The organism is Dactylosporangium sp. NPDC006015 (genome assembly GCF_040614215.1).
Lineage (GTDB): Bacteria > Actinomycetota > Actinomycetes > Mycobacteriales > Micromonosporaceae > Dactylosporangium > Dactylosporangium maewongense.
On the sequence record NZ_JBEXUD010000014.1, the window covers coordinates 48,678 to 74,536 of the forward strand.

The 25,859-nt window shown below is 73.2% G+C and carries 23 protein-coding genes and 2 tRNA genes; 14 read left to right on the plus strand and 11 right to left on the minus strand.

Annotation, left to right across the window (positions count from 1 at the left end; translation table 11 throughout):
• Window positions 1–26: 26 nt before the first annotated feature.
• Window positions 27–980 (minus strand): CAP domain-containing protein, encoded by a 954-nt coding sequence (locus ABZ321_RS25260; protein ID WP_354895278.1) that lies wholly within the window; start codon window positions 978–980, stop codon window positions 27–29.
• 106 nt (window positions 981–1,086) lie between these two features.
• Window positions 1,087–1,698 (minus strand): TetR/AcrR family transcriptional regulator, encoded by a 612-nt coding sequence (locus tag ABZ321_RS25265; RefSeq protein ID WP_344503360.1) that lies wholly within the window; start codon window positions 1,696–1,698, stop codon window positions 1,087–1,089.
• A gap of 108 nt (window positions 1,699–1,806) precedes the next feature.
• On the opposite strand from ABZ321_RS25265, the gene ABZ321_RS25270 reads away from it, so the two are divergent.
• Window positions 1,807–2,475, plus strand: coding sequence for a pentapeptide repeat-containing protein (locus ABZ321_RS25270; protein WP_344503359.1), 669 nt, complete (start codon window positions 1,807–1,809; stop codon window positions 2,473–2,475).
• Here the strand turns inward: ABZ321_RS25270 and ABZ321_RS25275 are convergent.
• The 3 genes from ABZ321_RS25275 to ABZ321_RS25285 form a co-directional block, all read right to left on the minus strand.
• A complete protein-coding gene (locus tag ABZ321_RS25275) occupies window positions 2,420–2,878 on the minus strand; it encodes an STAS domain-containing protein (protein WP_344503358.1) in 459 nt (152 codons plus the stop codon). The two genes, ABZ321_RS25270 and ABZ321_RS25275, sit on opposite strands and share 56 nt — an antisense overlap.
• 73 nt (window positions 2,879–2,951) lie before the next feature.
• A complete protein-coding gene (locus tag ABZ321_RS25280; RefSeq protein WP_344503357.1) occupies window positions 2,952–3,452 on the minus strand; it encodes a hemerythrin domain-containing protein in 501 nt (166 codons plus the stop codon).
• A 67-nt stretch (window positions 3,453–3,519) separates the two neighbouring features.
• Window positions 3,520–4,074: a class I SAM-dependent methyltransferase gene (locus tag ABZ321_RS25285; RefSeq protein WP_354895283.1), complete on the minus strand. Its 555-nt coding sequence runs from the start codon at window positions 4,072–4,074 to the stop codon at window positions 3,520–3,522.
• A gap of 51 nt (window positions 4,075–4,125) precedes the next feature.
• Here ABZ321_RS25285 and ABZ321_RS25290 point away from each other — a divergent pair, with 51 nt between their 5' ends.
• Complete coding sequence (locus tag ABZ321_RS25290; protein ID WP_344503355.1) at window positions 4,126–4,839, plus strand: hypothetical protein; 714 nt, start codon at window positions 4,126–4,128, stop codon at window positions 4,837–4,839.
• A 15-nt stretch (window positions 4,840–4,854) separates the two neighbouring features.
• On the opposite strand, the gene ABZ321_RS25295 is transcribed toward ABZ321_RS25290, so the two are convergent.
• From ABZ321_RS25295 to ABZ321_RS25320, 6 genes are all read right to left on the minus strand, one after another.
• A complete protein-coding gene (locus tag ABZ321_RS25295; RefSeq protein ID WP_344503354.1) occupies window positions 4,855–6,108 on the minus strand; it encodes a serine hydrolase domain-containing protein in 1,254 nt (417 codons plus the stop codon).
• A gap of 186 nt (window positions 6,109–6,294) precedes the next feature.
• Window positions 6,295–6,870, minus strand: a complete 576-nt coding sequence (locus ABZ321_RS25300; RefSeq protein ID WP_344503353.1) for an ATP-dependent Clp protease proteolytic subunit — start codon at window positions 6,868–6,870, stop codon at window positions 6,295–6,297.
• Window positions 6,871–7,186: 316 nt separating this feature from the next.
• Complete coding sequence (locus ABZ321_RS25305; RefSeq protein ID WP_354895287.1) at window positions 7,187–9,064, minus strand: AMP-binding protein; 1,878 nt, start codon at window positions 9,062–9,064, stop codon at window positions 7,187–7,189.
• A 10-nt stretch (window positions 9,065–9,074) separates the two neighbouring features.
• Window positions 9,075–9,353 (minus strand): DUF6295 family protein, encoded by a 279-nt coding sequence (locus ABZ321_RS25310; protein ID WP_344503351.1) that lies wholly within the window; start codon window positions 9,351–9,353, stop codon window positions 9,075–9,077.
• 2 nt (window positions 9,354–9,355) lie between these two features.
• Window positions 9,356–10,105: a dienelactone hydrolase family protein gene (locus tag ABZ321_RS25315; protein ID WP_354895289.1), complete on the minus strand. Its 750-nt coding sequence runs from the start codon at window positions 10,103–10,105 to the stop codon at window positions 9,356–9,358.
• 1,811 nt (window positions 10,106–11,916) lie between these two features.
• On the minus strand, window positions 11,917–14,493 hold the full coding sequence (locus ABZ321_RS25320; protein ID WP_354895292.1) for an FHA domain-containing protein: 2,577 nt from the start codon (window positions 14,491–14,493) through the stop codon (window positions 11,917–11,919).
• 106 nt (window positions 14,494–14,599) lie between these two features.
• Here ABZ321_RS25320 and ABZ321_RS25325 point away from each other — a divergent pair, with 106 nt between their 5' ends.
• From ABZ321_RS25325 to ABZ321_RS25380, 12 genes are all read left to right on the plus strand, one after another.
• Window positions 14,600–15,772 carry a S8 family serine peptidase gene (locus tag ABZ321_RS25325; protein ID WP_344503348.1) on the plus strand — a complete coding sequence of 391 codons (1,173 nt, stop codon included), beginning with the start codon at window positions 14,600–14,602 and terminating at the stop codon, window positions 15,770–15,772.
• A 130-nt stretch (window positions 15,773–15,902) separates the two neighbouring features.
• Window positions 15,903–16,472, plus strand: a complete 570-nt coding sequence (locus tag ABZ321_RS25330; RefSeq protein WP_344503347.1) for a sigma-70 family RNA polymerase sigma factor — start codon at window positions 15,903–15,905, stop codon at window positions 16,470–16,472.
• A gap of 79 nt (window positions 16,473–16,551) precedes the next feature.
• A complete protein-coding gene (locus ABZ321_RS25335; protein ID WP_354895295.1) occupies window positions 16,552–16,998 on the plus strand; it encodes a hypothetical protein in 447 nt (148 codons plus the stop codon).
• Between the two features lie 50 nt (window positions 16,999–17,048).
• Window positions 17,049–17,456 (plus strand): VOC family protein, encoded by a 408-nt coding sequence (locus ABZ321_RS25340; RefSeq protein ID WP_344503345.1) that lies wholly within the window; start codon window positions 17,049–17,051, stop codon window positions 17,454–17,456.
• Window positions 17,447–17,519: transfer RNA gene (locus tag ABZ321_RS25345), tRNA-Ala, on the plus strand. Before ABZ321_RS25340 ends, ABZ321_RS25345 begins: the two co-directional genes overlap by 10 nt.
• A gap of 21 nt (window positions 17,520–17,540) precedes the next feature.
• A tRNA-Gly gene (locus ABZ321_RS25350) sits at window positions 17,541–17,616 on the plus strand.
• A gap of 35 nt (window positions 17,617–17,651) precedes the next feature.
• Window positions 17,652–18,911: an SDR family oxidoreductase gene (locus tag ABZ321_RS25355; protein ID WP_354895297.1), complete on the plus strand. Its 1,260-nt coding sequence runs from the start codon at window positions 17,652–17,654 to the stop codon at window positions 18,909–18,911.
• Entirely contained in the window at window positions 18,905–20,026 is a 1,122-nt protein-coding gene (locus ABZ321_RS25360) for a gala protein (RefSeq protein ID WP_354895299.1), read from the plus strand. The genes ABZ321_RS25355 and ABZ321_RS25360 overlap by 7 nt, the downstream gene beginning before the upstream one ends.
• Entirely contained in the window at window positions 20,023–21,621 is a 1,599-nt protein-coding gene (locus ABZ321_RS25365) for an ankyrin repeat domain-containing protein (RefSeq protein ID WP_344503342.1), read from the plus strand. Before ABZ321_RS25360 ends, ABZ321_RS25365 begins: the two co-directional genes overlap by 4 nt.
• Window positions 21,618–23,039 (plus strand): hypothetical protein, encoded by a 1,422-nt coding sequence (locus ABZ321_RS25370; RefSeq protein ID WP_354895302.1) that lies wholly within the window; start codon window positions 21,618–21,620, stop codon window positions 23,037–23,039. The genes ABZ321_RS25365 and ABZ321_RS25370 overlap by 4 nt, the downstream gene beginning before the upstream one ends.
• A gap of 27 nt (window positions 23,040–23,066) precedes the next feature.
• A complete protein-coding gene (locus tag ABZ321_RS25375; protein ID WP_354895305.1) occupies window positions 23,067–24,455 on the plus strand; it encodes a hypothetical protein in 1,389 nt (462 codons plus the stop codon).
• A 138-nt stretch (window positions 24,456–24,593) separates the two neighbouring features.
• The gene (locus ABZ321_RS25380; protein ID WP_344503339.1) at window positions 24,594–25,781 is read left to right on the plus strand and encodes an AAA family ATPase; all 1,188 of its coding nucleotides are present in this window, start codon (window positions 24,594–24,596) and stop codon (window positions 25,779–25,781) included.
• The last annotated feature ends 78 nt before the right edge of the window (window positions 25,782–25,859 follow it).

Consider the following 25,859-nt stretch of genomic DNA (forward strand, 5'->3'; position numbering starts at 1 on the left):
CCGCCTCACTGTCTCGGGCCGCCTCGCTATCTCGGGCTGCCGAAGTCCTGGGTCCAGATCGGGGTCTTGCCCTGGTACGCCAGCCCGACGCCGAGGTCCTTGAGGCCGCAGTTGAGGATGTTGGCGCGGTGGCCGGAGCTGTTCATCCAGGCCTTCATGACGTCGGCGGGCGTCTTCTGGCCCTTCGCGATGTTCTCCGCCGCGCCGGACCACTTGTAGCCGGCGTTCGTGATGCGGGTCGCGAAGCTGGTGCCGTCCTGCGACGTGTGCGAGAAGTAGTCGTTGGCGGCCATGTCCTGCGAGTGCTTGCGGGCCGCGGTGGCGAGCTTCGCGTTGTAGGCCAGGGGCTTGCAGCCGGCCTTCGCCCGCTCGGCGTTGACGATCACGAGGACCTGCTGCTCGTACGAGAGGTTCCCGGGCGCGGCGGGGGCGGTCGTCTTCGGCTTCGCGGGCGGCGTGGTCTGCGCCTTCGTCGGCGTGGCGCTCGGCGGCGCGGCGCTGCTGGCCGCGGCCTCGGGCGTGGCGCTCGCGTCCCCGCTCCCGGCGGCGGCGGGGTCGCCCGCGTTCGCCGGGTCGCCGGTCGCGTCGCCCGCCACGGAGGTGCGGGCCGCGTCGCCGGTGTCGCCGTCGCGGCCGAGCAGCACGGCACCGCCGAACGCGGTCGCGCCGACCACCAGCAGCGCGGCGACCCCGACGCCGACGATCACGGCGAGCCGGGTGCCGCGGCGGTGCCTGGGCCCCTGCGCGTCCGCGGCGTCGTCGCCCTGGCCCTCGCCGTACGGCGCGCTCCCGTAGCCGTAACCGTCGCCCTGGCCGTAACCGCCGCTCTGGCCGTAGCCGTCGGCGGGGCCGTAGCCGCTGCCGAAGCCGGCGTCCCGGCCGTCGCCGTAGGGCGTCCGGGGGTCGCTCTGTGGGGTGCCGCCGTAGGCGGGGCGGGCGGGTTCGGTGTTGCGGGCGTCGTACGGGCCGAACGCGGACACCAGCTGCCTCCTGAGGCACAGACGACTCAACCGCACCGAAGCCTATGAGCCGCGCCGCCGCCGGACCCAACCAGCGATGCCGATTTCACGACGATCTAAGCGAAACTTATGCCTCGGTCGCGCTGAGCAACGCCGTCACCCCGCGGCGCAGCACCCCGGTCGCGGCGGGCACGTCCAGGTGCAGCTCGTCGCGCAGCATCGACCACGACGCGAAGGTGGTCGCCACCGTGAGCGCGTGCAGGGTCTCCTCCCGGCTGTCGCCGGTGCGGTCCAGCTCCTCGGCGAAGAGCTTCTCCAGCTCGTCGCGGGCATTCGTCACGTACCAGGTCCGGTTGTGCCGCAGCGCCGCGGAGAACGGCTCCCGCAGGCGGGCCGCCCGGGCCGCCGGCGCGATGAGCTCCAGCAGCCTGGCCCGCTGCTCGCAGTACGCCTCGATCCGCCGGGGCAGGGGCAGGTCCGGCGGGACGGGCCGGTGCTCGGCGGTCTGCCGCTCCATCAGGCGCGCGCCGGCCGCCGCGAACAGCCGCTCCATGTCCTTGAAGTTGGTCCACAGGGCCCGCAGCGACACCCCGGCCCGCTCCGCGATCCGCTCCGCCGTCGGCTTGAGGTCACCCTCCTCCAGCAGCGCGAGGTGCGCGTCGACGATGGCCCGCCGGGTCCGCTCGGCCCGCAGCGTGCGCCCGTCGACCCGCCGCTGCCCGACCGCTGCCTCACTCACGCCAGCACCTCCGCTCGCCGCTCATTCGCGCCACCCCTGTTTCGCGGTCCCTGCACGGTGCTCCGTACCGCTCATGACTGATCAGCCTACGTGTGTACGGTGAGGTGCGTGGCACTGCGGACCGTGCACGAACTCGACATCGATCTCCCCGTCATCGACCAGGGTGAGCTCGAGCCCGTCAGCGCGCCGTGGGGAGGCAATCTCAACGATGCCCACGTGCAGACCGGGCGCGCCATCCGGACCACGCTCATCGACGCCCGCCTGCGCCGCTCCCACCTGGAGAATCTCGACCTCAACGGAGTCGTGTGGGAGGACGTGACGGTCTCCGGCTGCCGCTTCGAGAAGGTCGACTTCACCGCGGCGCGGCTGACCGGACTGACGTTCGAGCGGGTCCACTTCGTCAACTGCAAGCTCACCTGGGCGCACATCGCCGAGTCACGGCTCGGCGACGTGCTCTTCGAGGGCTGCCGGCTGGACGCGGCGAACCTCGACGACATCACGACGATCGGTCCGACCGGATTCGTCGGATGCGTCCTGGTCAACACCGTCTTCCGGGACTGCGTCCTGCCGCATGCGGCGATGTCCGGCTGCCGGCTGCGGCAGATGTCGTTCGAGAGCTGCGACCTGCGCGGCGCCGACCTGCGCGGCAACCAGCTGTCGGAGGTCAGCGGCGTGAGCAGCCTGCGCGGCGTGACGATCGAGCCGGCGCAGCTGCCGGGCCTCACCGACGCGGTGATGCGGGACCTCGGCGTGATCGTCCGCGGGCCGAAGGGTTGACCCGCCAGCGGGGGCGGCGGCGCTGCGGGGGGACCGGCTCGTCGACGCACGCGGCCGGCCCGCTCGCCACGACCGGGGCCGCGAGCAGGTCGCGCGGGTCCGCCTCGACCGCGCCCTCGACGCTGGCGAAGGCGGCGATCCCGTCCATCCCGGCGGCGACCTGCGCCCACGACCGGATCGCCGGCGACGGCGCGGCGAGGCGCAACTCCCCGCCGCGCTGCCAGGCGAGCTCGGCGACCCGCACCAGCAGGGCCGCGCCGGCGGTGTCGCACACCGTCACCTCGGACACGTCCAGGACGAGCCGCGGCTCGGCCGCGACGAGGCAACCGACGAGCACCGGCTCGACGGTCTCGACGGTCCCTTCCACGAGCAACCCGTGCAGGGCAAGCACCACGGCGTTCATCGCTGTCGACGGTACCGGCAGACCCCTGCCCAATCGTCTCCTTCGGTCGGATGACCCCGCCCGGGCCGTCCCGTCACCCGCGGATCGCCTCCAGCGTCTTCTTCAATGCTTTCGGTGCAGTCGGGGTCGTCGGTGCGTCCGGGCGGAGCTGCTGCATACGGGCGCCGAGCTCCTGGAGCTGGGCGCGGCTGAGCGCCTCACGGACCCTCGGGAACCACCCGTGCTCCTCCTCGTCGATGTGGTGCGTGACACTCTCGATGAGGACGGTGACCTTGGCGTCGAAGTGCTCGTGGTCAGGCTTCATCTTGGCGAGCTCCATGCACAGCACGTCGGCGACGTGATGCTCCTCGTACGACTCGAGGATCTCCTCGTCGAGGTCCGGCACCAACCGGCGGACCTCCGGATACATCACCTCGTCCTCCAGGTACGTGTGCACGGTCAGCTCGGCCAGGATCTGCTTGACGATCCGCCCCTTCGCCCCCGCCGGTCCGTGCTCGGCTGCCTGGAACTCCTTGAACAGCCGCTTGACGTTCTTGTGGTCTTCCTTCAGCACGACGATCGCGTCGGTGGACATCGGGTCTCCTCCTGGGCGCAGCCTGACTGATGTCCGCATACCCGCCCATGAGCAGCACAAACGGGTTCTACCGGCGGGTGCTGACCACCATGCCGGAGCCGTGGTCGAGCTCCACGGAGACGAGATCGGGGTGAGACGTCAGCATCCGGCGTACGCCGGCCTGGCGGGCCTTGAAGTCCTCGGGCCAGTCGTCGACGACCCGCATGTCGTCGACCACGAGGATGCCGCGCGGCCGCAACGCGGCGATGGTCAGGTCGAGCCCTTCGATCTTGCCGCCCTGGGCGTCGGCGAAGATCAGGTCGAACATGCCCACGGCGGACGGCAGGAACGCCAGCGCGTCGGCGACCCGCAGGTCCACATAGGACGGCCAGGTCTCCCCCGCCGCGACCGCCGCCACCTTCTCGTCCAGCTCGAGCGACGTCACGGTCACGTCGGTGCGCTCACCCAGGCCGGCGACGAGCCAGGCGACGCCGACCCCGGCGCCGGTGCCGAGCTCGAGGATGTGGCCGCCCGGGCGGATGCTCGCGGCGAACACGGCGAGGAGCCGGCCGACGGGCTGTTCGCAGGACATCGGGAAGCCACTGGTCTCGGCACGCTGATACGCGGCATCGACGAGATTCATGGCACCGACCCTACCGAACGGTGCCCGGCGGGCCGTGCGAAGCTGACCTCCGTGAAGTCACCCCGGATCCTCACCCTCGCCACCCTGCTGGCCCTCGCGGCGCCGGCGGCCCTCGCCGGCTGCGGCTCCTCGGGGGACTCGCCCTCCACCGGCGGCAAGGGCGGCGGCGCGCAGACCGCCACCAACGCGTTCGAGGTGAAGGACGACGTCAGCGTCGTCGAGATCGACAGCGCGGGCGGTGCGATCACCGTGAAGGTCGGCTCCGGCCCCACGATCAAGGTGACGGAGACGTCGACCTTCAAGGCCGACAAGCCCGGCCGCAAGCAGACCGTCGAGGGCGGCGAGCTGGTCCTCGCGTCGACCGGCTGCGCGAGCGGCGACTGCTCGATCGCGTACACGGTGGAGATCCCGTCGACGCTCAGCGTGCGCCTCGACAGCGCCGGCGGCACGGTCTCCCTCAACGGCCTCACCGGGATCATCGACGTGTCCACCGACGGCGGCGCGCTCACCGGGGCGGGCCTGGCCCCGCCGGAGCTGACCGCGCGCACCGGCGGCGGCGCCGTCGACGTGGCCGTCACCCAGTCCCCCGACCGCATCGACCTCGACAGCGGTGGCGGCGACGTGTCGCTGAAGCTCACCGCCGACGGCTACGCACTCGACGTCCAGCTCGACGGCGGGAAGCAGTCCGGCACCGTGAAGTCCGACGCGGCCTCCGTGCACAAGGTGCACGTCATCACCGGCGGCGGCAGCCTCACCTTCAAGTAGTTCTTGTTCAGTCTTTCAGTCGGTCAGTGCGGAGTAGATCAGCTGGCGCAGCTGCGGCCGGATCGGGTGGGTGCTCGACGGCAGCAGCTGCGTGTAGAACGCCACGGTGAGCCGCTCCGCGGGGTCGATCCAGAAGGCGGTGCTGGCCGCGCCGCCCCAGTAGTACGTGCCCGGCGTCGACGGCGTCCTGGCCGGGACGGGGTCGCGGACCACGGCGAACCCGAGCCCGAAGCCGATCCCCTCGAACGTCGTCTCGGCGAACCCGCCCGTCTGCAGCCGGTCGAGGTCGACCCCGCCGGGCAGGTGGTTGCGGGTCATGAACCGCACGGTCCGGCTGCTCAGCAGCCGCTCCCCCGCCGTCCCGTCCCGGCTCGTCGTGCCCTCCCGCAGCAGCATCGCGGTGAACCTGTCGTAGTCGGCGGCGGTGGAGATCAGCCCGCCGCCGCCGGACTGCATCGCCGGCTCCTCCAGCGCGTACTTGCCGATGGCGTCGAACCTGGTCGCCTTGCCGCTGGCGGGGCTGGGCACGTAGAGCGCGGCGAGCCGCTTCGCGTCGTCACCGTCGGGGTCCACCGACCAGCGGGTGTCGGCCATGCCGAGCGGCTCGAAGATCCTGGTCCGCAGGAAGTCGCCGAGGCTCTGGCCGGACACCACCTCGACGAGCCGCCCGAGCACGTCGGTGGACACCCCGTAGCCCCACCCGGTGCCGGGCTGGAAGAGCAGCGGCAGCGCCGCCCAGTCCCGGCTGGCCTGCGCCAGGTCCACGCCCGTCTTGGCGAGGACGTCGTACCCCGCCTTGCGGTACAGCGCGTCGACGACCGAGGTCTGCAGGAACCCGTACGTGAGCCCCGACGTGTGCGTCAGCAGGTGCCACACCCGGATCGGCTCGACCGCCGGCACGGTGAACGGCGCGGAGGCAGACCCCCGGTCGTACACCTGCGGCGCCGCGAACTCGGGCAGCCACCTGCTGATCGGGTCGGTCAGCTCGAACCGCCCCTCCTCCCAGAGCATCATCGCGGCGACCGAGGTGACGGGCTTCGACATCGAATAGATGCGCCACAGCGTGTCGGGCTCGACCGGCAGCCCGGCCTCCATGTCCCGCCACCCGTACGTCGAGGCGTGCGCCACCCGCCCGTCCCGGCTCACCACGAGCTGCCACCCCGCCAGCCGCCCGTCGTCGACGTACCTGGCGAAATGCTCGTCCAGCCCAGCCAGCCGCTTCGCGTCGATGCCGACCTGCCCGGGCGCGACCTCAGGTTCGATGCTCACGCCCGGCAGCCTAAACGCGACCTCAGCTCCGCGCGATATGCGGAACCCACACCCGAGCCGAACCGGCGGGCGGTCCCGTGCCGGCGCGGCTGGGTGGTGGACCGGTCCGCGCTGCCTCGGCCCGTTGCGCGACCTTGCCTCTGCAGGGGCGGGTCGGCGTGGGCCGAGGCGGCGACGGCTGGCGGGTCAGCTCACCGCGAGCTGCTCCGCTCCCGCGACGACCTTGTCCACGAAGCCGTAGTCGACGGCCTCCTGGGCGGTGAACCAGCGGTCGCGGTCGGAATCGGCCTCGATCTGCTCATACGTCTGGCCCGTGTGCTCGGCGATCAGGCGCTGCATGGTCTTCTTCGTAAAGAGCATCTGCTCGGCCTGGATGGCGATGTCGGAGGCGGTGCCGCCGATGCCGCCGGAGGGCTGGTGCATCATCACGCGGGAGTGGGGCAGAGCGTAGCGCTTGCCGGGGGTGCCGGCGCTGAGCAGGAACTGCCCCATCGAGGCGGCCATGCCCATCACGACGGTGGAGACGTCGTTGGGGACGAAGCGCATGGTGTCGTAGATGGCCAGGCCGGCGCTGATGACGCCGCCCGGGGAGTTGATCCAGAAGCTGATGTCCTTCTCGTTGTCCTCGGCGGCGAGGAGGATCAGCTGGCCGCAGATGCGGTTGGCGCTCTCGTCGTTGACCTCGGTGCCGAGGACGATGATGCGCTTGGCGAGCAGCCGGTCGAACACCGCGCTGTCGAAGGGGATCTGCGTGTCTGCCATGAGCGGCGTCCTTTCCCGGGGCTTTCCTCGACCGTAGTGATCGCACCCCGGGAAGGGAGCCCTGGTTCGCTGTGAGCGTGTTCGCTGTCAGCGTGCTCGATGAGTGCCAAATGCTGATATTTCCGGTTTAGCGGGCGCGCAGCGCCTGATAAACCGGAAATCCGCGGAAGCCCGCGGGAGTACAGCGCCTGGCAAGCCGGAATCGCGTGGGCTTGGAGCACCTGAGAAGGCCGGCAGTGCGCGGGCGCGGAGTGCCTGGCAGAGCCGGAAGCACGCGGAAGCAGAGTGCCCGGTGAGCCGGAGCACAACGGGACGCTCATTCGGGGCGCAGGATCGGGCGCAGGGTGTCCAGGACCGACGGGTCCTCGATCGTGGACGGGACCGCCGGGTCGGCGCCGGCGGCGATGCCGCGCATCGTCTTGCGCAGGATCTTGCCGGAGCGGGTCTTCGGCAGCGCCGGCACGACCTGCACGCGGCGCAGGGAGGCGACCGCGCCGATGCGCCGGCGTACCGACGCGACCAGCTCCTGCTCGATGACCTCGTGCTCGGTATCGATGCCCGCCTTCAGCACCACGAACCCGCGCGGCACCTGCCCCTTGAGCTCGTCGTCGACGCCGATGACCGCGCATTCGGCGACGGCCGGGTGGGCGGCCAGCACCTCCTCCATGGAGCCCGTGGACAGCCGGTGCCCGGCGACGTTGATGACGTCGTCGGTGCGGCCCATGACGTAGAGGTAGCCGTCGTCGTCGAACCGGCCGCCGTCGCCGGTCAGATAGACGTCGGGGAACGCGCTCAGGTACGACTCGACGAACCGCTCGTCGTCGTGCCACAGGGTCGGCAGGCAGCCCGGCGGCAGCGGCAGGCCGATGACGATCGCGCCGTCGACGCCGGCCGGGGCGGGTGCGCCGTCCGGCTGCAGGACCCGCACGTCGAAGCCCGGCACCGGCACCGACGGCGAGCCCGCCTTCGTCGGCATCGGCTCCAGGCCACGCAGGTTCGCCGCGACCGGCCAGCCTGTCTCCGTCTGCCACCAGTGGTCGACGACGGGGACGCCGAGGGTGGCGCCGGCCCACTCGTAGGTCTGCGGGTCGAGCCGCTCCCCCGCCAGGAACAGCGTGCGGAGCGAGTCCGTCCTGTACCGGGCGGCGAAGCTGCCCGACGGGTCCTCCTTGCGGATCGCGCGGATCGCGGTCGGCGCGGTGAACAGGGCCGTCACGCCGTGCTGCTCGATGACCCGGAAGAACGCGCCCGCGTCCGGGGTGCCGACGGGCTTGCCCTCGTACAGGACGGTCGTGGCGCCGGCGAGCAGCGGGCCGTAGACGATGTACGAGTGGCCGACGACCCACCCCACGTCGGACGCCGCCCAGAACACGTCGCCGGGCCCCGTGGCGTACACGTTGGCCATCGACCAGGTCAGCGCGACGGCGTGCCCGCCGTTGTCGCGCACGATGCCCTTCGGCCGGCCCGTCGTGCCCGACGTGTACAGGATGTACAGCGGGTCGGTGGCGGCCACCGGTACACACGCCGCCTCCGCCGCACCGTCGAGGGCGTCCTCCCAGGTCAGGTCGCAGTCCTGCAGCACGCCGGGGGCCTGCGGCCGCTGGAGGACGACGCAGCGGTCGGGCCGGTGGGTGGCCTCGGCGAGCGCGGCGTCGAGCAGCGGCTTGTACTCCACGACGCGGCTGCCCTCGATCCCGCACGACGTCGCGACGACCACCTTCGGCCGGGCGTCGTCGATGCGGGCGGCGAGCTCCTTCGGCCCGAACCCCCCGAACACGACCGAGTGCACCGCGCCGAGCCGCGCGCACGCGAGCATCGTGATGACCGCCTCCGGAACCATCGCCATGTAGACGACGACCCGGTCCCCCTTCTCGACCCCCAGCTCGCCCAGCGCTCCCGCGCACCTGGCGACCTCGTGTCGGAGTTCGCGCCAGGTGTACGAGCGGAGGGTGCCCGTCACAGGACTGTCGTAGATGAGGGCCGTCTCGTCGGCGCGCCCGGCGGCGACGTGCCGATCGACGGCGTTGTAGCAGGTGTTGAGCTCGGCGTCGGGGAACCAGCGGTAGAACGGCGGGCGGTCGCCGTCCAGCACCCGCATCGGCATGCGGTCCCAGTCGACCCCGGCGGCGGCATCCCGCCAGAACCCGTCGGGGTCGGTGAGGCTGCGCTCGTACGTGTCGCGATAGGCGCCCATCCCTCGATGCTTACACCGGAGCGCTCCGGCTGGCCAGACCTGCCGGGGCATGGTCGAGCGCGGCCTGGATCGCGGCCACCAGCGCCCTGGCCGCCTCCTCGGTCAACTCGACCGCGACCCGCGCCGCCGGCCCCCGCGCCGGGTCCGCGAAGTCGATGTTGAGCGTGTGCCCGAACGGCGCGTGGTGCGGGTGGTCGACGTACACCGCCGCCCGCGTCACCCCGAACCAGCCGTCCGGCCCTTTCGCGCTGCCCTCGATCTCGACGGTCTCGGTGTCGTACGTGCACATGCTCAGGCCTCCAGCCGCTTGCCGCCGAGGTGCCGGTCGAAGAACGCGAAGATCCGCTTCCACCCGTCGACCGCCGCCTGCTGCCGGTACCCCGGCCGGTCCGGCGAGAAGAACCCGTGCCCCGCCCCCTCGTAGCTGTGCCGCTCGAACTGCTTGCCGTGCTCGGCGAGGATCCCGGCGAGCCGCTCGACCTCCGCCGGTGCGGGGTTCCTGTCGTCGACGCCGAACAGCCCGAGCACCGGGCACCCGAGATCAGGCAGCCGATCCTTGATCGACGTCATCTTCAGCCCCGTCGACGCCGCCGGCGGCTCCAACGCGAACGCCCCGTAACAGTCCACCGCCGCGTCCAGCGGCATCGCCGTCGCGACCAGCAGCGCCTGCCGCCCACCCGAGCAGTGCCCGATCACCCCGACCTTGCCGTTGTGCCCGTCCATCGCCCGCAACGCATCCGCCGCGGTCCGCACGTCCTGGATGACCTGCTCGTCCGGAATCCCGCCCTGCCCCCGCACGAACGCCGAAGCGTCATCCGGCGACGCCCCCGGCGCCTCCCGCCAGAACAGGTTGGGGCAGATCGCGAGGTACCCGTTCACCGCGAACCGCCGCACCATCTCCTTCGTCGACTCGTCCCACCCCGGCAGGTGATGAATCACCACAACCCCCGGAAACGCCCCCGGCCCAACCGGCCGGGCCTGGTAGGCCTGGATCTTCTCGTCACCGACGTACACCGTCTCGGCACGAATCGCATCAGACATACCCCCAACGTACTGCCGCCCCCACTCACCTCGACGCCCCCGCCCAGCGTGGTGATCAAAGGAGGATTCCGGCCGCGATGACAGCCAGATCCGTCCTTCGATCTACGTCCCCACCAGCCGCCGCGACCACCGCCACCACCCAGGACGACCCGACAAACAGCCCCGCCCCAGGCCACCCTCACTCCCCCAACACAAGGCCCGGCGCATCGATCGACCACATCCCCGCAGCGAGGGCAAAATCCGGCCAAACAGCGCACTGCTCACCAAAAGGCCGAGCCAGCACGGAGCAGCACGGCCAGGGCACAGGGCAGCTCAGTGCAGGACGGCACGGATCGGATCGAAGTCGCGCAGACTCGACCCACGCGGGTGCCCTGCACCGCCTGGCCGACCCTGCGCCGAGCCACTGCCCGGGTCGGCGCCACGGAGGTCATACGCCTGCCCACGCCGTCCGGCTGGGGCGGCACGACCCGAACCTGGGCGACGCAGGTCGAAGCCGGGCACCGGTCCAGCCCATACCGCGCCCACCGAAGCGTCACCCACGAAGCGAACCACGCGGCGACCAAACCGCGCCCGGCCAGCCCCACGGCGGGGAGCGACACGGACCGCGCAGGTCGAAGTCCGGGGCGCCGGTCCGGCCAACGCCGCGTTGGGCGAAGCAACGCCGACGACGCGGCGCGACACCCAGCCATGCCACCCAATGGCAATCGACGCGGTAGCCGACCCAAGAGCCACGCACCGCCGCACCCCAGCCACGCCACGCGATGGTTGGCGAGGCAACGGCCATCGACGCGGCAGACCGGCCAAAGAGCCACGCGCCGCACCCGAGCGGCCGGCGCCAAACAGTGGGCGACGAAGCGACGCGGCACACAGCAAGTCCCGGCACACCGGAGCCGCGCAGCAGCCGGCGACGCCACGCGGCGGCCAGCTGAGCAACGCGGCGGCCGGCTGAGCAGCGCCGCACCTGGGCGGAGTTGCACGGCGGCTGCGTCCGGAGGCAGCTCACCGACCACAGCGTGGGCGGCGGGCGACGTGACGCGGCCCGCGGCACCCAGCACCGCCGCGCCAGCCACGCCATGCGGTGGTTGACGGCAGCCGGCCGAAGAGCCACGCAACGGCCAGCCATGCCACGCCCAGGCCAGAGCCACGCAGCGGCCGACGAAGCGGCCCGGCGCCCAACGCCACGCCCAGCCGGAGCCACGCAACGACCAGCGACACGACACGGCGGCCGGCTGAGCAACGCCGCACCTGGGCGGAGTCACATGGCGGCTGCGTCCCGAGGCAGCTCACCGACCACAGCGAGGGCGGCGGGCGACGTGCCGTGGGCCTGCGGCACCCAGCACCTCCGCACCCCGGCCACGTCACACGGTGGTTGGCGGGCAACGGCCATCGACGCGGCAGACCGGCCAAAGTGCCATGCCGCACCCAAGCGCCGGTGCCGAACGGTGGTCGGCGAGGCGACGCGGCACCCAGCAAGTCCCGGCACACCGGAGCCGCGCAGCAGCCGGCGACGCCACGCGGCGGCCAGCAGCGCGACGCAGCGGCCGGCTGAGCACCGCGGCCGGCTGAGCAACGCGGCGGCCGGCTGAGCAGCGCCGCACCTGGGCGGAGTTGCACGGCGGCTGCGTCCGGAGGCAGCTCACCGACCACAGCGTGGGCGGCGGGCGACGTGACGCGGCCCGCGGCACCCAGCACCGCCGCGCCCAGCCACGCCATGCGGTGGTTGGCGGGGCTGGTGAGGCGGTGCTGGGTGAGGGTCGCGGCGCGGGGGCGAGTGAAGTGGACGGGACGGGCGGCGGGTCTTGGGTTGGGGGTTACTGGCGGCCGGGTTCCAGGCGGCGGAGGGCCAGGCGGGCCAGGGCGATCAGAGCGGTGATGTGGAGCAGGAGGATCAGGACCGAGCGCCACCAGGCGCCGGTGTTGTGGGCCCAGAGGGTGTCGTTGAAGGGGATCATCGACGTGAGGTCGACGGTGGAGGCGCCGGCGGCCAGGCCCCAGCGGGTGGGGAAGAGCCAGGCGATCTGCTGGAGGACGGTCTGGCCTTCGAGCTCGAAGAGGCCGCCGGAGAGGACGAGCTGGGCCATCACGACCACGACGAGGACGGGGGTGGTCTGCTCGGTGGTCTTGGCGAGGGCGCTGACGAGCAGGCCGAACGCCATGGAGGCGAGGGCCACCAGGGCGACGGGGATGCTGATCTCCAGGAGCCAGTGCTCGGGGAAGATCAGGGGGGCCTTGGGCGGGTTCTTGCCGAGGAGGGCCAGCCAGGTGAAGAGGGCCGTCTGGCCGACGATGATGATGGAGAAGACGAAGACCTTCGAGGCGAGGTAGGCGCCGGCGGAGAGGCCGACGGCGCGTTCGCGCTTGTAGATGGTGGCCTCGTTGACGATCTCGCGGATCGCGGCGGCGGTGCCCAGGAAGGCGGCGCCGACGGCCAGCACCACCAGGAGACGCTGGGCCTCGAGGCTGATTCTGCCCGTGCCCGGGGCGAGACCGTTGTCACCGGGGACGGTGCGGGTCAGCAGGGCCAGGGCGAGCGGCAGACCCAGGGTGAACAGGGCAAGGCCGCGGTCGGCGCCGATGACCCAGAACATGCGCAGGCACAGGGTGAGGAACTGCCGGACCGGGGCCGCCGGGTGCAGGGCTCTGCTGCGCAGTGACGCACCGCCGAGCTTGACCCGCGCCCGCCCGACCGCCCGCGCCGGCTTCCCAGACGACGAACCAGACGGCGAACCAGACGGCGAACCAGACGGCGAACCAGGCGCGGCGGATGCAGCGGGGCCAGGAGCAGCGACGGGGGCAGGGGCAGGGGACGCCGGCCGCTGCGGCATGGTCTGTTCCGCGGTCTGCGAGTCCACACCGGTCTCGGACGGAGCCGGGTCGCGGGGCTTCGGGACGGTCACGCGCTCGACCGCGGCGGGCTTCGGCAGCGGCGCCTCGGCGATCTGGGCCGTCACGTAGTTCGTGTAGAGCTCCGAGCTGCGATACGTCCGCATCCAGTGGTCGGCGTTGGTCGTGACCTCGCGGAACACCTCGGCGTAGTCCTCGGCGCCGAAGAAGGAGAGCAGCTCGCCGGGCGGGCCGAAATAGCCCATGCGGCCGCCGACGGTCAGGACGAGGACGCGGTCGCACAGGTCGAGGTGCATGACGTTGTGGGTCACGACGGCCACGGTGCGGCCCTTGTCGGCGAGGTCGCGGAGCTCCTCCATGACCTCCTTGTCGAGCGCCGGGTCGAGGCCCGACGTCGGCTCGTCGAGGAACAGCAGCGACGGCTCGGTCAGCAGCTCCAACGCGACCGAGACGCGCTTGCGCTGGCCGCCGGAGAGCTTGTCGATGCGCATCTTGGCGCGCTCGGTGAGGTTGAGGGTGCGCAGCACCTCGGCGACGCGGCCGCGGCGCTCCTCGCGCGGCACGTCGTCGGCGAAGCGCAGCGCGGCGGCGAAGCGCAGGGCGCGGCGGACGGTGAGCTGGCGGTGCAGGACGTCGTCCTGCGGGACCATGCCGATGCGGTAGCGCAGCTCGGCATAGTCGGCGTAAAGGTCGCGGCCGTCATATCGGACCGTGCCCTGGGTGGCGGGCCGCAGCCCGGCGACGGCCTTGATGAGGGTCGACTTGCCGCAGCCGGAGGGGCCGATGACGCCGAGCAGGCTGCCCTCCGCCAGGGCGAAGCTGACGTCGTCGAGCAGGATCGCGTCCTTGATGCGCACGGTGAGGTCGTCGGCGATGAGGGAGGACGGGCCGGCGTCCTCGAACTCGTGCAGGCGCATCCCGTCGAAGATGAACTCGTGCCGGCCGATGGAGATCATGTCGCCGGGCTGCATCGCCTGGCGGGCGACCTGCTTGCCGTTGTGGAACGTGCCGTTGCGACTGCCGAGGTCGACGACCTCATAGCCGGTCGGGGTGCGGCGCAGCTCGGCATGGTTGCGCGAGGTGCGCAGGTCGGTGAGGACGATGTCGTTGTCAGGGCCGCGGCCGAGGCGGATCAGCGCCGCCGCGTCGTGCAGGGCGGCCTCCCGCTGCGCCGGCGGCTGGGCCGCGGGGACCGGCTCGGTGATCGTGACGACCTTGAACGCGACCTTGGGACCGTCGGCGGCGCCGAGGTGCACCGCTCCCCCGTCGACGGCGGCGACGAAGGCGGCCTTCTCCCCGTCGACATACGTCCCATTGCGGCTGCCGAGGTCGCGCAGGAACCAACCGTCATCGTTCCAGATCACCTCGGCGTGCCGGCGGGAGATCAGGGTGCCCTCGACGACCAGGTCGTTGGCCGCGTCGCGGCCGATGGTCACGGTGTCGTCGGGCCGCACCAGTGAGCGCGCCTCACCGGCGGGGCCGGTGACGGTCACTTCGAGGACGGTGAGCTCGCGGGTCACGGTCTGCTGGTCATTGCTCGCCACGGCCATCATCATGCCGCCCACGTACGACAGAAAACAGCCGGGGATTCTTGTATCAGGAAGCTGACTTCCTCCCTCTAGTTTCCAGACCACGTGAGGAGGAGAGCCCATGGCACCAGCGGACGCCCGTTCGGAGCAGTGGCGGTCGCGACGCGCCCGCAGGCTCGCCGGGCTGGGGTGGGTGCGTCGCGAGGACCGGGCGGACGGCACTCCGGTGCGGTTCGTCGCGGACGAGCTCCTGGTGCTCGACGACCACTTCGCCACCGCTCGTCAGGCGTTCATGGAGCAGGGGTTCACCGTCCGGGACATCGTGGAGGAGGGGGATGTCCCGGAGGGGTTCCGGCGGGTGCGGTTGCCTGGCCTGGACGTCGCGCGTGCCGCGAGGCGGGTGCGGGTCCAGGCCGAGGCGGCCGGTGACACCAGGGTGGCCGCCGGGCCGAATCACGTGTTCGTGTCGACGCCGTTCGAGCACGCGGGGCCGTATGGACCGCCGCGGCCGGCGGCGCCGGGGCACCTCACGGTGCGTGACCGTGCGGTGCCGGAGGTCGAGGTGCTGGTGCTGGACACCGGGGTGTGGCTCAACAGCCCGCTGCCCAAGGACCGGTATGTCACCGACGACTACGAGTCCGGCATCCAGGGCGACGAGGAGGTGCGCGACGGTGACGTCGGGCATGCCAACTTCGTCGCCGGGGTGCTGATCGCCAGTTCCGCACACGTCCGGCCACGGGTGGTGAGGATCGTCGACACGCACGGGGTGTGCCGGGAGACCGACCTGATCGCGGGGCTCCGGCAGGCGTACGACCATCAGCTCATCAACCTGTCACTGGGCGGTTACACGCTCGACGACCGGCCGCCGGTCCTGCTGACGGCGGCGCTGACGGAGTTGCTGGGCAGCGGCGACCGGGTGGTGGTCGCCGCGGCAGGCAACGACGGGCAGCACGACCGGCCGTTCTGGCCGGCGGCGTATGCGGGGACCAGCGCGTCGTGGCGGCGGCGGGTGGTCGCGGTCGCGGCGCACGACGGCCGGCGGATCAGCGACTGGAGCAACACCGGCACGTGGATCACGCTCGTGGCGCCGGGCGCCGACGTCACCAGCACGTTCGTGCACCACGAGGACTTCGGCGACGGCTGGGCGCGGTGGAGCGGGACCTCGTTCGCCGCGCCGTTCGTCGCGGCGGCGATCGCCGACGCGTTGCCCGGTGCCGGCTCGGCCCGGCTGGCGGCGGAGGCGGTCATCGCCGGCGCGTCCCGCCGGTATGGCCGCTACGCGGGGCTGGCGTGATCGTATGCGCCACGGCAGGGGGCAGCGATGCCACACCGGGAGCATTACCAGGGGGAGGGGGGTGACGGGGTGCGGCACACAGGTCGCCGCACCCCGTCACCGGCAGGTCGCGATGATAGCCTTCGAGACCATGGCTGAGCCTGAAAACGCCGAGCTCCTGAGGGCGGCCGCCACCGGCGACCAGAAGGCCTGGGAGTCCATCGTGGACAGATATGCCAACCTTGTCTGGTCGGTCGCGCGCAGCTTCCAGCTCGGCCGTTCCGACGCCGCCGACGTCAGCCAGGCGACCTGGTTACGGCTGGTCGAGCACATCGCCGACGTCCGTGACGCGGACCGGCTCGGCTCATGGCTGGCCACCACCGCCCGGCGGGAGGCGCTCGCGCTGCTGCGCCGCGGCGGGCGGGACGTGCCGGCCGGCTCGGCCACCGACTTCATCGGGATCCTCGGCGGCGCGCTCGCCGGCGAGGACGAGGAGCTCGACGCGGGGGTGCTGCGCGACGAGCGGGACAAGGCGCTGTGGCACGAGTTCCGTTCACTGTCCGGCCCCTGCCAGCAGTTGTTGCGGGTGCTCATCGCGGACCCGCCGCCGAGCTACGCCGAGGTGTCGGCCGCCCTCGACGTGCCGGTCGGCAGCATCGGACCGACCCGGCAGCGCTGCCTCGGCACGCTGCGACGCAGATTGGGCTCGACGACGACATGAGGCCACGACGGACCACACCAAAGGCACAGACGCAGGCACAGACGCAGACACAGTCACAGTCACAGGCAGGGCCGACCCGATGATCGGGGAGGAAGAGGTGCTCAGGGCATTGCGCGACATCGCGGGCCGTCACGACCCGGTGCCCGACGACGTGCTCGCGGCGGCCCGGGCCAGCATCGGCTGGCGTGACCCCGACGCGGCCCTGGCCGAGCTGACCGCCGACTCGGCCCGGGAGCGGCTCGTCGCGGTCCGTGGTGGCGGCTCGCCGCGGCTGCTGTCGTTCTTCGGCGGTTCGCTGACGATCGACGTGCAGGCGACGACCCGCGCGGGCGCCGTCGAGGTGGTCGGCACGGTGTCCCCCGCGGTGCCGGCCAGGATCGTCCTGGAGTCCCCGACGGGCAGCCACGAAACCGACGTCGACGACGAGGGGCGTTTCCGCTTCCAGGGTGTCGTTGCGGCGTCTGTACGACTGCGGTGCGAGCCGGCCGACGGTGCGCCCGTCCACACGGAATGGGTGCTGCTCTAGGAGGGGCAATTCGCCACGAGACGGACACTTCCGGCGGTACCCTGCAAGGCATGCCGATCGATCACGTGCAGATCGTGTCCATCCCGGTGAGCGACCAGGACCGGGCACGCGACTTCTACGTCAACGCGCTGGACTGGGAGCTGGTGAGCGACAACGACTCCGGCGACCGCCGGTGGGTCGAGGTGGCCCCGAAGCACGGCCAGACCGCGTTCACGCTCGTCACCTGGTTCGAGACCATGCCCCCGGGCTCGCTGCGCGGCATCGTGCTGGACACCGACGACATCGAGAAGACCTACGAGGAGCTGTCCGAGCGGGGCATCATCTTCGACGGACCGATCGAGGAAGGGCCGTTCTCGCGGGTCACGAGCTTCTCCGACCCCGACGGCAACACCTTCGTGCTGCACCAGCTCTACCAACCGCGCACGAGGGTACTAAGCTACCCGCCGGCAGGGTCGTAGCGCAGAGGTCGTCGCGCCCGCACAGCACGCTGGAGGACGTCGGTTCGATTCCGACCGGCCCTGCCCCTCTATGCTTGTCCCCGGTGGGCCGTAGCGCAGAGGTCGACGCACCGCTTTGCCAGAGCGGAGGACGCCGGTTCGATTCCGGCCGGTCCACCCACACGCTTCCTTGCGGACAGGGGCTAGGCTCTGCCGGTGCCTCGTCTGGACCCCTCCGACGTCGCGGCGTGCCTGCGTGTGCTCGCCGCGCTCAACGGCGCGGACGACGACGACCCGTCGGCACAGGCGGTCCGTGAGGCGGTCGTCAGCTCGTACAAGAGCCGCAAAAAACACCAGAAGAGCGCACGCAAGGCGGAAAGCGCCGCCCACGACCTGCAGGTGCTGACCAGGGCCACGGAGCAGGACGAGGAACTGCTGCGGGCCCGGCGGTGCTACGTGTGCAAGCGGCACTACCGCACGGTCAACCGGGCGTACCCGCTGATGTGCCGGCCCTGCTCGACCGGCAACACGGCCCGCCGCACGGCCCGCTGCGACCTGCGCGGCCGGCGCGCGATCGTCACCGGCGGGCGGATCAAGATCGGCTACCAGACGGCGCTGAAGCTGCTGCGCGACGGCGCCGACGTCATCGTCACCACGCGCTTCCCGCACGACGCCGCCCGCCGGTTCGCCGCGGAGAGCGACTTCGCCGACTGGCGCGGCCGGCTGCGGGTGCACGGCGTCGACTTCCTCGACCTGCCCGCCGTCGTGGGCCTCGTCGACGCGGTCACCGAGCAGTGGGGCCACCTCGACATCCTCGTCAACAACGCGGCCCAGACCATCTCCCGGCCGGCCGAGTACTACCGTGCCCTGCGGGCCGCGGAGACGGCGGCGCTCGGACCGGGCACCCCGGAGCGGGTCCCCGCCATCAGGTCCACAGTGGACTTCTTTCCACCCGGCATGGTGGATGAGACCGGTGAGCAGCTCGACCTGCGCCCCGTCAACAGCTGGGTGCTGCACCTGCACGAGGTCACCCCGCGGGAGTGGATGGAGGTGCAGGTCGTCAACGCGTTCGTGCCGTTCCTGCTCACCGCCCGGCTGCGCCCGCTGATGCTCGCCTCACCGCACCCCGACCGGTACGTCGTGAACGTCTCGGCGATGGAGGGCAGCTTCAGCCGCCGCAACAAGACCAGCCGGCACCCGCACACCAACATGGCCAAGGCCGGCCTCAACATGCTGACCCGCACGATCGCCGAGGACTACGCCCGCGACGGCATCCACGTCACCAGCGTCGACACCGGCTGGGTCACCGACGAGCGGCCGCAGGGCACCAAGGAGGCCTTTCACGAGGCCGGCTTCCGGGTGCCGCTGGACGTCGTCGACGGCGCCGCCAGGGTGTACGACCCGATCGTCCGCGGCGTGCACGGTGACCGGATCTCCGGCGTCTTCCTCAAGGACTACCAGGTGGTGCAGTGGTAGACACCCCAGAGATCGCGTGCCCGGTGCTGACGGTGCCGGCGGTGCCGCAGGCCGACCTCGCCGACCTGTCTCCCCTCCTCCAAAGGCTGCGCGACCCCGAGCCGGTCCGGGAGACCGAGCGCTTCCCGCTCGGCACGCTGCAGCCCGACGGCCGGGTCGACCTGTGCAAGCAGGGGCTCGGCGCGGCCGGCGTCACCCAGGTCCTCGACCGGGTCGTCGGCTCCCCGCACGCCGTGCACCTGCTGCTGGGCACCAACGGGCTCGGCGCACCGGGGACCGCCGCCCTCGCCGAGGGCCTGCCGGAAGGGCACCGGGTCGAGACGCTGTACCTCGGCTGCAACGCGATCGACGCGGCCGGCGCCGCACCGTTGTTCGAGCGGCTCGCCGCCGACGACCGGGTGCGGGCGCTGTGGCTCAAGCGCAACCCGCTCGGCGACGAGGGGGTCGCCGCGCTCGCGGAGACGCTGCGCCGCAACACGACCATCGACACCGTCGACCTCGTCAACACCGGCCTGACGACCGCGGGCCTGGCGGTGCTCGTCGACGCGCTCGCCGCCCGGCCCGCCCCGGTGACCCGGGTGTTCCTCGGCGGCAACGGCCTCGGCCCGTCGGCGGGTCCGCTCCTGCGGCGGCTGCTGCGCGACGCCGGGGTCCGCGGCCTGTTCCTGGCCGCGAACCGGCTGGGCGACGACGGCGTCCTGCCGGTCGTCGAGGCGATGCACGGCGGCCACATGACGCTGGGCCTGGGCGGCAACGGGCTCACCACGGGCACCGTCGCCGCGCTCGCGCCGCGGCTGCACCTGCTGGACAGCCTGGACCTGAGCCGGCCCCAGTCGCTGCGGGTGCTCGGCGCCACCGACAACCTGGTCGGCGACGACGGTGCCGCGCTCCTCGCCGCCGCGCTGCCCGGCACCCGGCTGCGCCGCCTCGACCTGCGCCACACCGGCGTCGGCGGCCGCGGCGCGAAGGCGCTCCTCGCGGCGCTCCCCCAGACCGCCCTGACCCGCCTCGCGCTCGGCCCGGACGTCCCGCGCCGCGTGAAGCGGGCCATCAGCGCGCTGCTCCCGGCCGCCGACAGCCAGCCGGGCAGCGAGATCGTGAGCGTGTACCGGTGACGACCCTGACCCGAGCGGGCGCCGGCAACTGGCGGCGGATCCGGCGCTGGGCGACGCCCCCGTCGATGATCCGGGCGGCGACCCAGGCCCGGCTCGCCGGCGACTGGCGGGCCGCGTGCGCCGCCGCCAACGTCGACGTCGAGCTCGACGAGGGCCAGGCGAAGCTGTTCGAGGACGACCTCGCCCACTTCGCCCCGGACCTGCTGCGCTGGCACCTGCCGCGCAAACCGGCCCGCGGCGACACCCACCTGGACGCCCGGCAGGTCGTGCACCTGGCCGGCGACGGGCCGGCGCTGTACGTCGGCGGCACCCGCCTCGGGTTCGGCTCGCAGCGGCTGCGGCTGTTCGCCACCGACGAGCCGCTCGACAGCGACGACTGGGACGACTGGGAGTGGGACGACGGCCCGCGGCCGTTCCACGCGCTGCACGACTACCGGACCCGCCGGCACCTCTGGGACGCCCGCGAGTCCGGCCGGCTCCTCGAGGGCTGCGGCTGGACGCACCTGCCGTTCCACGACCCGGCCGGCCGCCCCCTGCCGGAGGCGGCGTGGGGTGCCACGGAGCGGGTCCTGGCGCTGCACGACGCCGGGCGGTTCCGGGAGGCGTGGCAGGCCGCCGGCGCCGACGTGCCCGAGCTGCCGGACGACGGCAGCCACTGGAACACGCGGATCCTGCGGCGGCTGTGGCGCGGGTTCCTCGGCGAGCACCTCGCCGTCCTCGACGCCGCCCGCGCCCGCGGCACCGACGCCGTCGGGATCGTCTTCGGCTGGAACTACGTGCTGAAGCTGACCGGCTTCACCGACCAGCGGCTCACCGGCGAGTGGGTGGGCACCGGCTACCGGGACCGCGACGCCGACTGGCACCTGGACACCCGACCGTACGAGCGGCCCATCGACGCCGAGCTCGTCCGCACCGGCACGATCCCCGCGTCGTGGCTGCACCCGCTCGTGCACGCCGCGTTCTTCCCCGAGGCCGTGGCCCCTTCGCCGCGGGTGGGCGCGACGGCGGTGCCCGAGGCGCGGCTGCGCTGCCGTGACGGCGCGTGGCATCACGTACGGATGGCCGGCGGCCGCTTCGAGATCCCCCACTCCGACGAGGAGCGCCGCCGCGAGCAGGCCCTCCTCGCGCTCGGCGGCGAGGTGCACGGCTGCATCGCCGCCGAACGGAACTGGCGCGAACCCCACGCGAAGCTCCCCCGCGCCCTGCACGAGCTGCGCCGCGACCTCATGCTGCGGGCCCAGCAGGGCGACCTGCCCGGCGTCGTGGAGCTGCTCGACGCGGGCGTCGACCCGCACGCCCGCGACCCGCACGGCCGGACGCTGCTGCACCACATCAGCGGCCTGATGGCGGCGCCGGACGACCTGACCCTGTTCGACCGGCTGATCGGCCTCGGGCTCGACGTCCACGCCCGGGACCGGCGGGGCATGACGCCGCTGCAGACCGCCGTGTACGACACCGGATCCGCCGAGCTCGTCCGCGCCCTGCTCGCCGCCGGGGCCGACCCGGACGGCGAGGACGACAACGGCGTCTCCGTCGCCGACACCCTGGACCGGTTCGGCCGCCCCGAACTGAAAACCCTGCTGCAGTCGGGGTGAGGACGCTGCGCACGGCGCGGCGGTTCGCGGTGCCCCGCTGGATGATCGAGCGGGCGACGCGGTGCCGGCTCGCCGGGGACTGGCGCGGCGCGTGCGACGCGGCCGGCGTCGACGCCGGCCTCGACCTGGCCCGGATCGGGCGCGACCACGGCGCCGCGGTCGCCGCCGCGGTCGAGGACGACCTGCTGCACCTCGCGCCGGACCTGCTGCGCTGGCACCTGTTCCAGGCGCCGGCGCCTGGAATGGGGGCCAGCCCGGTGACCCTCGCGGTGCACGGGCGGCACGCGCTGCGGGTCCGGTGGCGGCACCCCGGCACCCCCAGCCAGCGGCTCGAGCTCGAGTTCGCCGGCCTGGACGGCGACCAGCGGTTCGCGTTCGACGGGGCCCGCGAGCGGTGGGACAGCCGGCGCACCGGTGAGCTCCTCGACCGGTGCGGCGGCTACGACGGGCACCTGCCGTTCCTCACCGCGTCCGGCGACCGGCTGCCGGAGGCGGCGTGGGGCGGCCCGGAGCGGATCATCGCCCTGCAGGACGCCGGCGACTGGGCCGCCGCCTGGACGCTCGCCGGGTTCGACGTCGGGCCGCTGCTCGCGACGACCGGCAAGGGGTACTGGGTCGGCAGGGCGCTGCGCGACCGCCGGCACGACCTCACCGGGCTGCGGACCGCCGTCGCCGCCGTCTTCGCCGGGGGACGGCCCCGGGCCGGCGTCCCGCTCGGGCTCTCCCCGGACACCTCGCTGACCGTCGACGCCGACCTGCGGGTCTGGTACGGCACCTCGTCGCCCCTGCCACCGATGGTGCCGGTCGTGCGCGCGGAACGGGCGGTGGACTTCGACCTCGTACGCCACGGGATCCTGCCGCTGGAACACCTCCACCCGCTCGTCGGCGACGCGCTCTTCCCCGGCCTCGCCGGGCTCTTCGACGGGCCGCCCGAGACGGTCCCCGACATGGCGCCGGTCCGGGTGCGGTGCCAGGGTGAGTGGCACATCCTCGGCGGGCACGAGCACACCCCCGAGGAGACCCGGCGGGAGCTGGCGCTGCGGGCGCTCGGCGGGGCGCCGCTGCGCGGGTGCTTCGCCGCCCGGGCCGGCTGGCGCGACCCCGACGCGTGGACGCCGAAGGCGCTGCGCCTGCGCCGCCGCGACATCGTGCTGCACGCCGTCAACGGCGACGGGCCGGCGATCGCCGCGTGGCTCGACGCCGGGCTCGACCCGCACCTGCGCGACCACCACGGCCGCACGCTGCTGCACCTGCTCGCGTGGCTGCCGGACCCCGCACCGGTCGTCGCACGGCTGCGGCACGCGGGCCTCGACCCGCACGCCCGCGACAAGACCGGCCTCACCCCGCTCCGGCACGCCCTCGACCTCGGCGGCACACCCGCGGCGATCCGGGCCCTGGAGGAGCTGGGCTGCACATGACGCGGGCCCTGGTGGGGGCGGTGTCCGATGTGGCGGCGTGAGCTGGCGGCCGCGCGGTGGACGCGGCGGGTCGGGGTGCCCGCGTGGATGATCGAGGCGGTGGCCGAGCGCCGGGACGCCGGCGACTGGCGGGGTGCGTGCGCGGCGGCCCGGGTCGACATCGACCTCGACCTGGCGGGGATCGGGCGCGGCGACAGCCGGGACGTCGCGGCGCGGGTCGAGGACGACCTGCGGCACGTCGTGCCGGACCTGCTGCGCTGGCACCTCGACCCGGCGCGCCCCGACACCGTCCTGAACGGTTACGGCGCCCGCGCGCTGATCGTGTCGCGGCGCGAGCCCGAGCGGCTGTCGCTGCGCTACGGCGCGGTCCCGGCCGGCTCGTCGCGCAGTTCGCTGATGTACAGCCGGGCGCTGTGGGACGGCCGGTGCACCGGCACCCTCGGCGGCGGCAGGCCGGTGCCGTTCCTCGACGGCGCGGGGAACCGGCTGCCGGCGGAGCGCTGGGGGCTCGCCGAGCACGTCATCACGCTGCAGGACGCCGGGGACTGGATCGGGGCGTGGCGGCTCGCCGGCTTCGACCTCCAGCCGCTCCTGCAGCGCCGGGCCGACCTGCGCGCGTCGGTCCGCACGCCGTCGCGGGGGCCGGCCCGCAGGACGTGGCGGCTCGACCTGACCGGCCTGCCCGCCGCGATCCGGTCGGCCGGGGCCTCGGAGGCGCTCATCGACCACGTCGACGGGGCGTACACCACCCTGATCCGCGACACGACGGTCAGCGGCTCAGCCGAGGCGGCAGGGCTGCGGCTGCCGGCGCCGCTCGTCGAACGCCCCGTCGACGCCGACCTCGTCCGCCTCGGGATGCTGCCGGCGAGCGCGCTGCACCCGCTGGTCGGCGCGGCCCTCTTCCCCGGGCTGCGGTGCATGCCGCCGTCGCCGGTGCCGGACACGGGCCCCGTCCGGGTCCGCCGCGACGGCGCCTGGCGGCTCACCGACCCCGCGGACGCGGGCTGGCACGACCCCCTGGCGGCGCTGCCGAAGCAGCTCCGGTTGCGTCATGCGGCGTTGGTACGACTGGCGCGTCACGGCGACGCACCGGCCCTGTCGGCGTGGCTGGCGGCGGGCGGCGACCCGTACTTCCGCGACGGCAACCGGCGGACGATGCTGCACCTGCTCGCGTGGGTTCCGGACGCCGAGACGCTGCTCCTCGACCTCCTCGCCGCCGGGCTCGACCTGGAGGCCCGGGACGCGGCGGGCATGACGCCGCTGCTGTTCGCGGTCGGGCACGGCGGGCCCGCCGGGACGGTCCGGGCGCTGGTGACGATGGGCGCCGACGTGCACGCCGTCACGTTCGCCGGTCTCGGGTGGGCCGATCTGGCGCGGGCCTCGGGGCGGCTCGACGAGCTGTCGTTCCTGGGGTGATTGGGTCGCTCGGTTCCTGGGTTTTTGGTCGTGCGTTCCTGAGGTAACTGGGTCGTGCGTTCATGGGGTAAATGGGTCGTGCGTTCATGGGGTAAATGGGTCGCGGAATTGTCGTACCCGGCGGATACCGTGTCGCGCATGACCGCAGAACCAACGGCGCTGACCCTGCTCGCCGCCGCCGACGAGCTGCTCGCCGCGACGCGCTCGACCCGCGTGGAGCGGCGCGACAACACCCAGCTCGAGGCCCTGGCGCTGGCCGTCTCCGCCAACCTTCCGGTCCTGCTCTGGGGCGAGCCCGGCATCGGCAAGTCCTCGGCGCTGCAACAGCTCGCCGACCGGCTCGACGTGCCGATGGAGACGGTCATCGCCAGCATCCACGAGCCGTCCGACTTCGCGGGCCTGCCCGTCGTCGGCGACGACCCCGCCACGCAGGGCGTGCCGATGGCCCCGCCCGACTGGGCCGTCCGGCTCGCCAAGCGCGGCTATGGTCTGGTCTTCTTCGACGAGCTGTCCTCCGCCCCGCCCGCCGTGCAGGCCGCGCTGCTGCGCGTCGTCCTGGAGCGGCGCGTCGGCAGCCTCGAGCTCCCGCCCGCGGTCCGCGTCGTCGCCGCCGCCAACCCACCGTCGAGCGCCGCCGACGGCTGGCACCTCAGCCCACCCCTGGCCAACCGGTTCGTCCACCTGCACTGGACCCACGACCCCGCGGTCGTCGCCCGCGGCCTCGCCGGCACCTGGCCCACCGCCGACATCCCCCGCGTCGACCCGCGCAAGGGCGCGTCGGCGCTCGCCAGGGCCCGCGGCACGCTGTCCGGGTTCCTCACCGCCCGCCCCGGCCTCGCCCACCACCTGCCCGCCGACGCCGAGGCCCGCGGCGGCGCCTGGCCGTCCCCGCGCACCTGGGAGATGGCGCTGCGCCTGCTCACGTTCGGCATGGCCAGCGACGCCACCCGCGCCGCCCTGTCCACCGCCCTCGTCGGCGCCATCGGCGACGGCGCCGGCCTCGAGCTGGTCAACTACCTCGACGAGCTCGACCTCCCCGACCCCAACCGCGTGCTCGCCAACCCCGACGCCTTCCAGCTCCCCGCCCGCGGCGACCGCCAGCTCGCCTTCCTCACCGCCGTCGTCTCCGCCGTCCAGAGCAACACCACCCGCGAGCGCTGGGAAGCCGGCTGGACCGTCCTGAGCAAGGCCGTCGAGGCCGGCGTCCCAGACGTCGCCGCCCGCGCCGCCGCCGACCTCGCCGCCATGCGCAAACCCGCCTGGCCCGTGCCCGCCACGATCGACGCCTTCATCGACATCCTGAGCCTCTCCGGCGCCCTCCGATGACCACCCCACCCCCAGAGGGCGCGGTGGACCCACCGCTCCCATCGGGCGCGGCCGGTCCCCCACCTCCAGCGGATGCGG

What these genes read in the sequence shown, in the direction of transcription:
- ABZ321_RS25275 (WP_344503358.1), bottom strand. Translation starts at nt 2,878, where the DNA reads ATGAACGCCGTGGTGCTTGCCCTGCACGGGTTGCTCGTGGAAGGGACC.
- ABZ321_RS25280 (WP_344503357.1), bottom strand. Translation starts at nt 3,452, where the DNA reads ATGTCCACCGACGCGATCGTCGTGCTGAAGGAAGACCACAAGAACGTC.
- ABZ321_RS25285 (WP_354895283.1), bottom strand. Translation starts at nt 4,074, where the DNA reads ATGAATCTCGTCGATGCCGCGTATCAGCGTGCCGAGACCAGTGGCTTC.
- ABZ321_RS25300 (WP_344503353.1), bottom strand. Translation starts at nt 6,870, where the DNA reads ATGGCAGACACGCAGATCCCCTTCGACAGCGCGGTGTTCGACCGGCTG.
- ABZ321_RS25305 (WP_354895287.1), bottom strand. Translation starts at nt 9,064, where the DNA reads ATGGGCGCCTATCGCGACACGTACGAGCGCAGCCTCACCGACCCCGAC.
- ABZ321_RS25310 (WP_344503351.1), bottom strand. Translation starts at nt 9,353, where the DNA reads ATGTGCACGTACGACACCGAGACCGTCGAGATCGAGGGCAGCGCGAAA.
- ABZ321_RS25315 (WP_354895289.1), bottom strand. Translation starts at nt 10,105, where the DNA reads ATGTCTGATGCGATTCGTGCCGAGACGGTGTACGTCGGTGACGAGAAG.
- ABZ321_RS25325 (WP_344503348.1), top strand. Translation starts at nt 14,600, where the DNA reads ATGGCACCAGCGGACGCCCGTTCGGAGCAGTGGCGGTCGCGACGCGCC.
- ABZ321_RS25330 (WP_344503347.1), top strand. Translation starts at nt 15,903, where the DNA reads ATGGCTGAGCCTGAAAACGCCGAGCTCCTGAGGGCGGCCGCCACCGGC.
- ABZ321_RS25335 (WP_354895295.1), top strand. Translation starts at nt 16,552, where the DNA reads ATGATCGGGGAGGAAGAGGTGCTCAGGGCATTGCGCGACATCGCGGGC.
- ABZ321_RS25340 (WP_344503345.1), top strand. Translation starts at nt 17,049, where the DNA reads ATGCCGATCGATCACGTGCAGATCGTGTCCATCCCGGTGAGCGACCAG.
- ABZ321_RS25375 (WP_354895305.1), top strand. Translation starts at nt 23,067, where the DNA reads ATGTGGCGGCGTGAGCTGGCGGCCGCGCGGTGGACGCGGCGGGTCGGG.
- ABZ321_RS25380 (WP_344503339.1), top strand. Translation starts at nt 24,594, where the DNA reads ATGACCGCAGAACCAACGGCGCTGACCCTGCTCGCCGCCGCCGACGAG.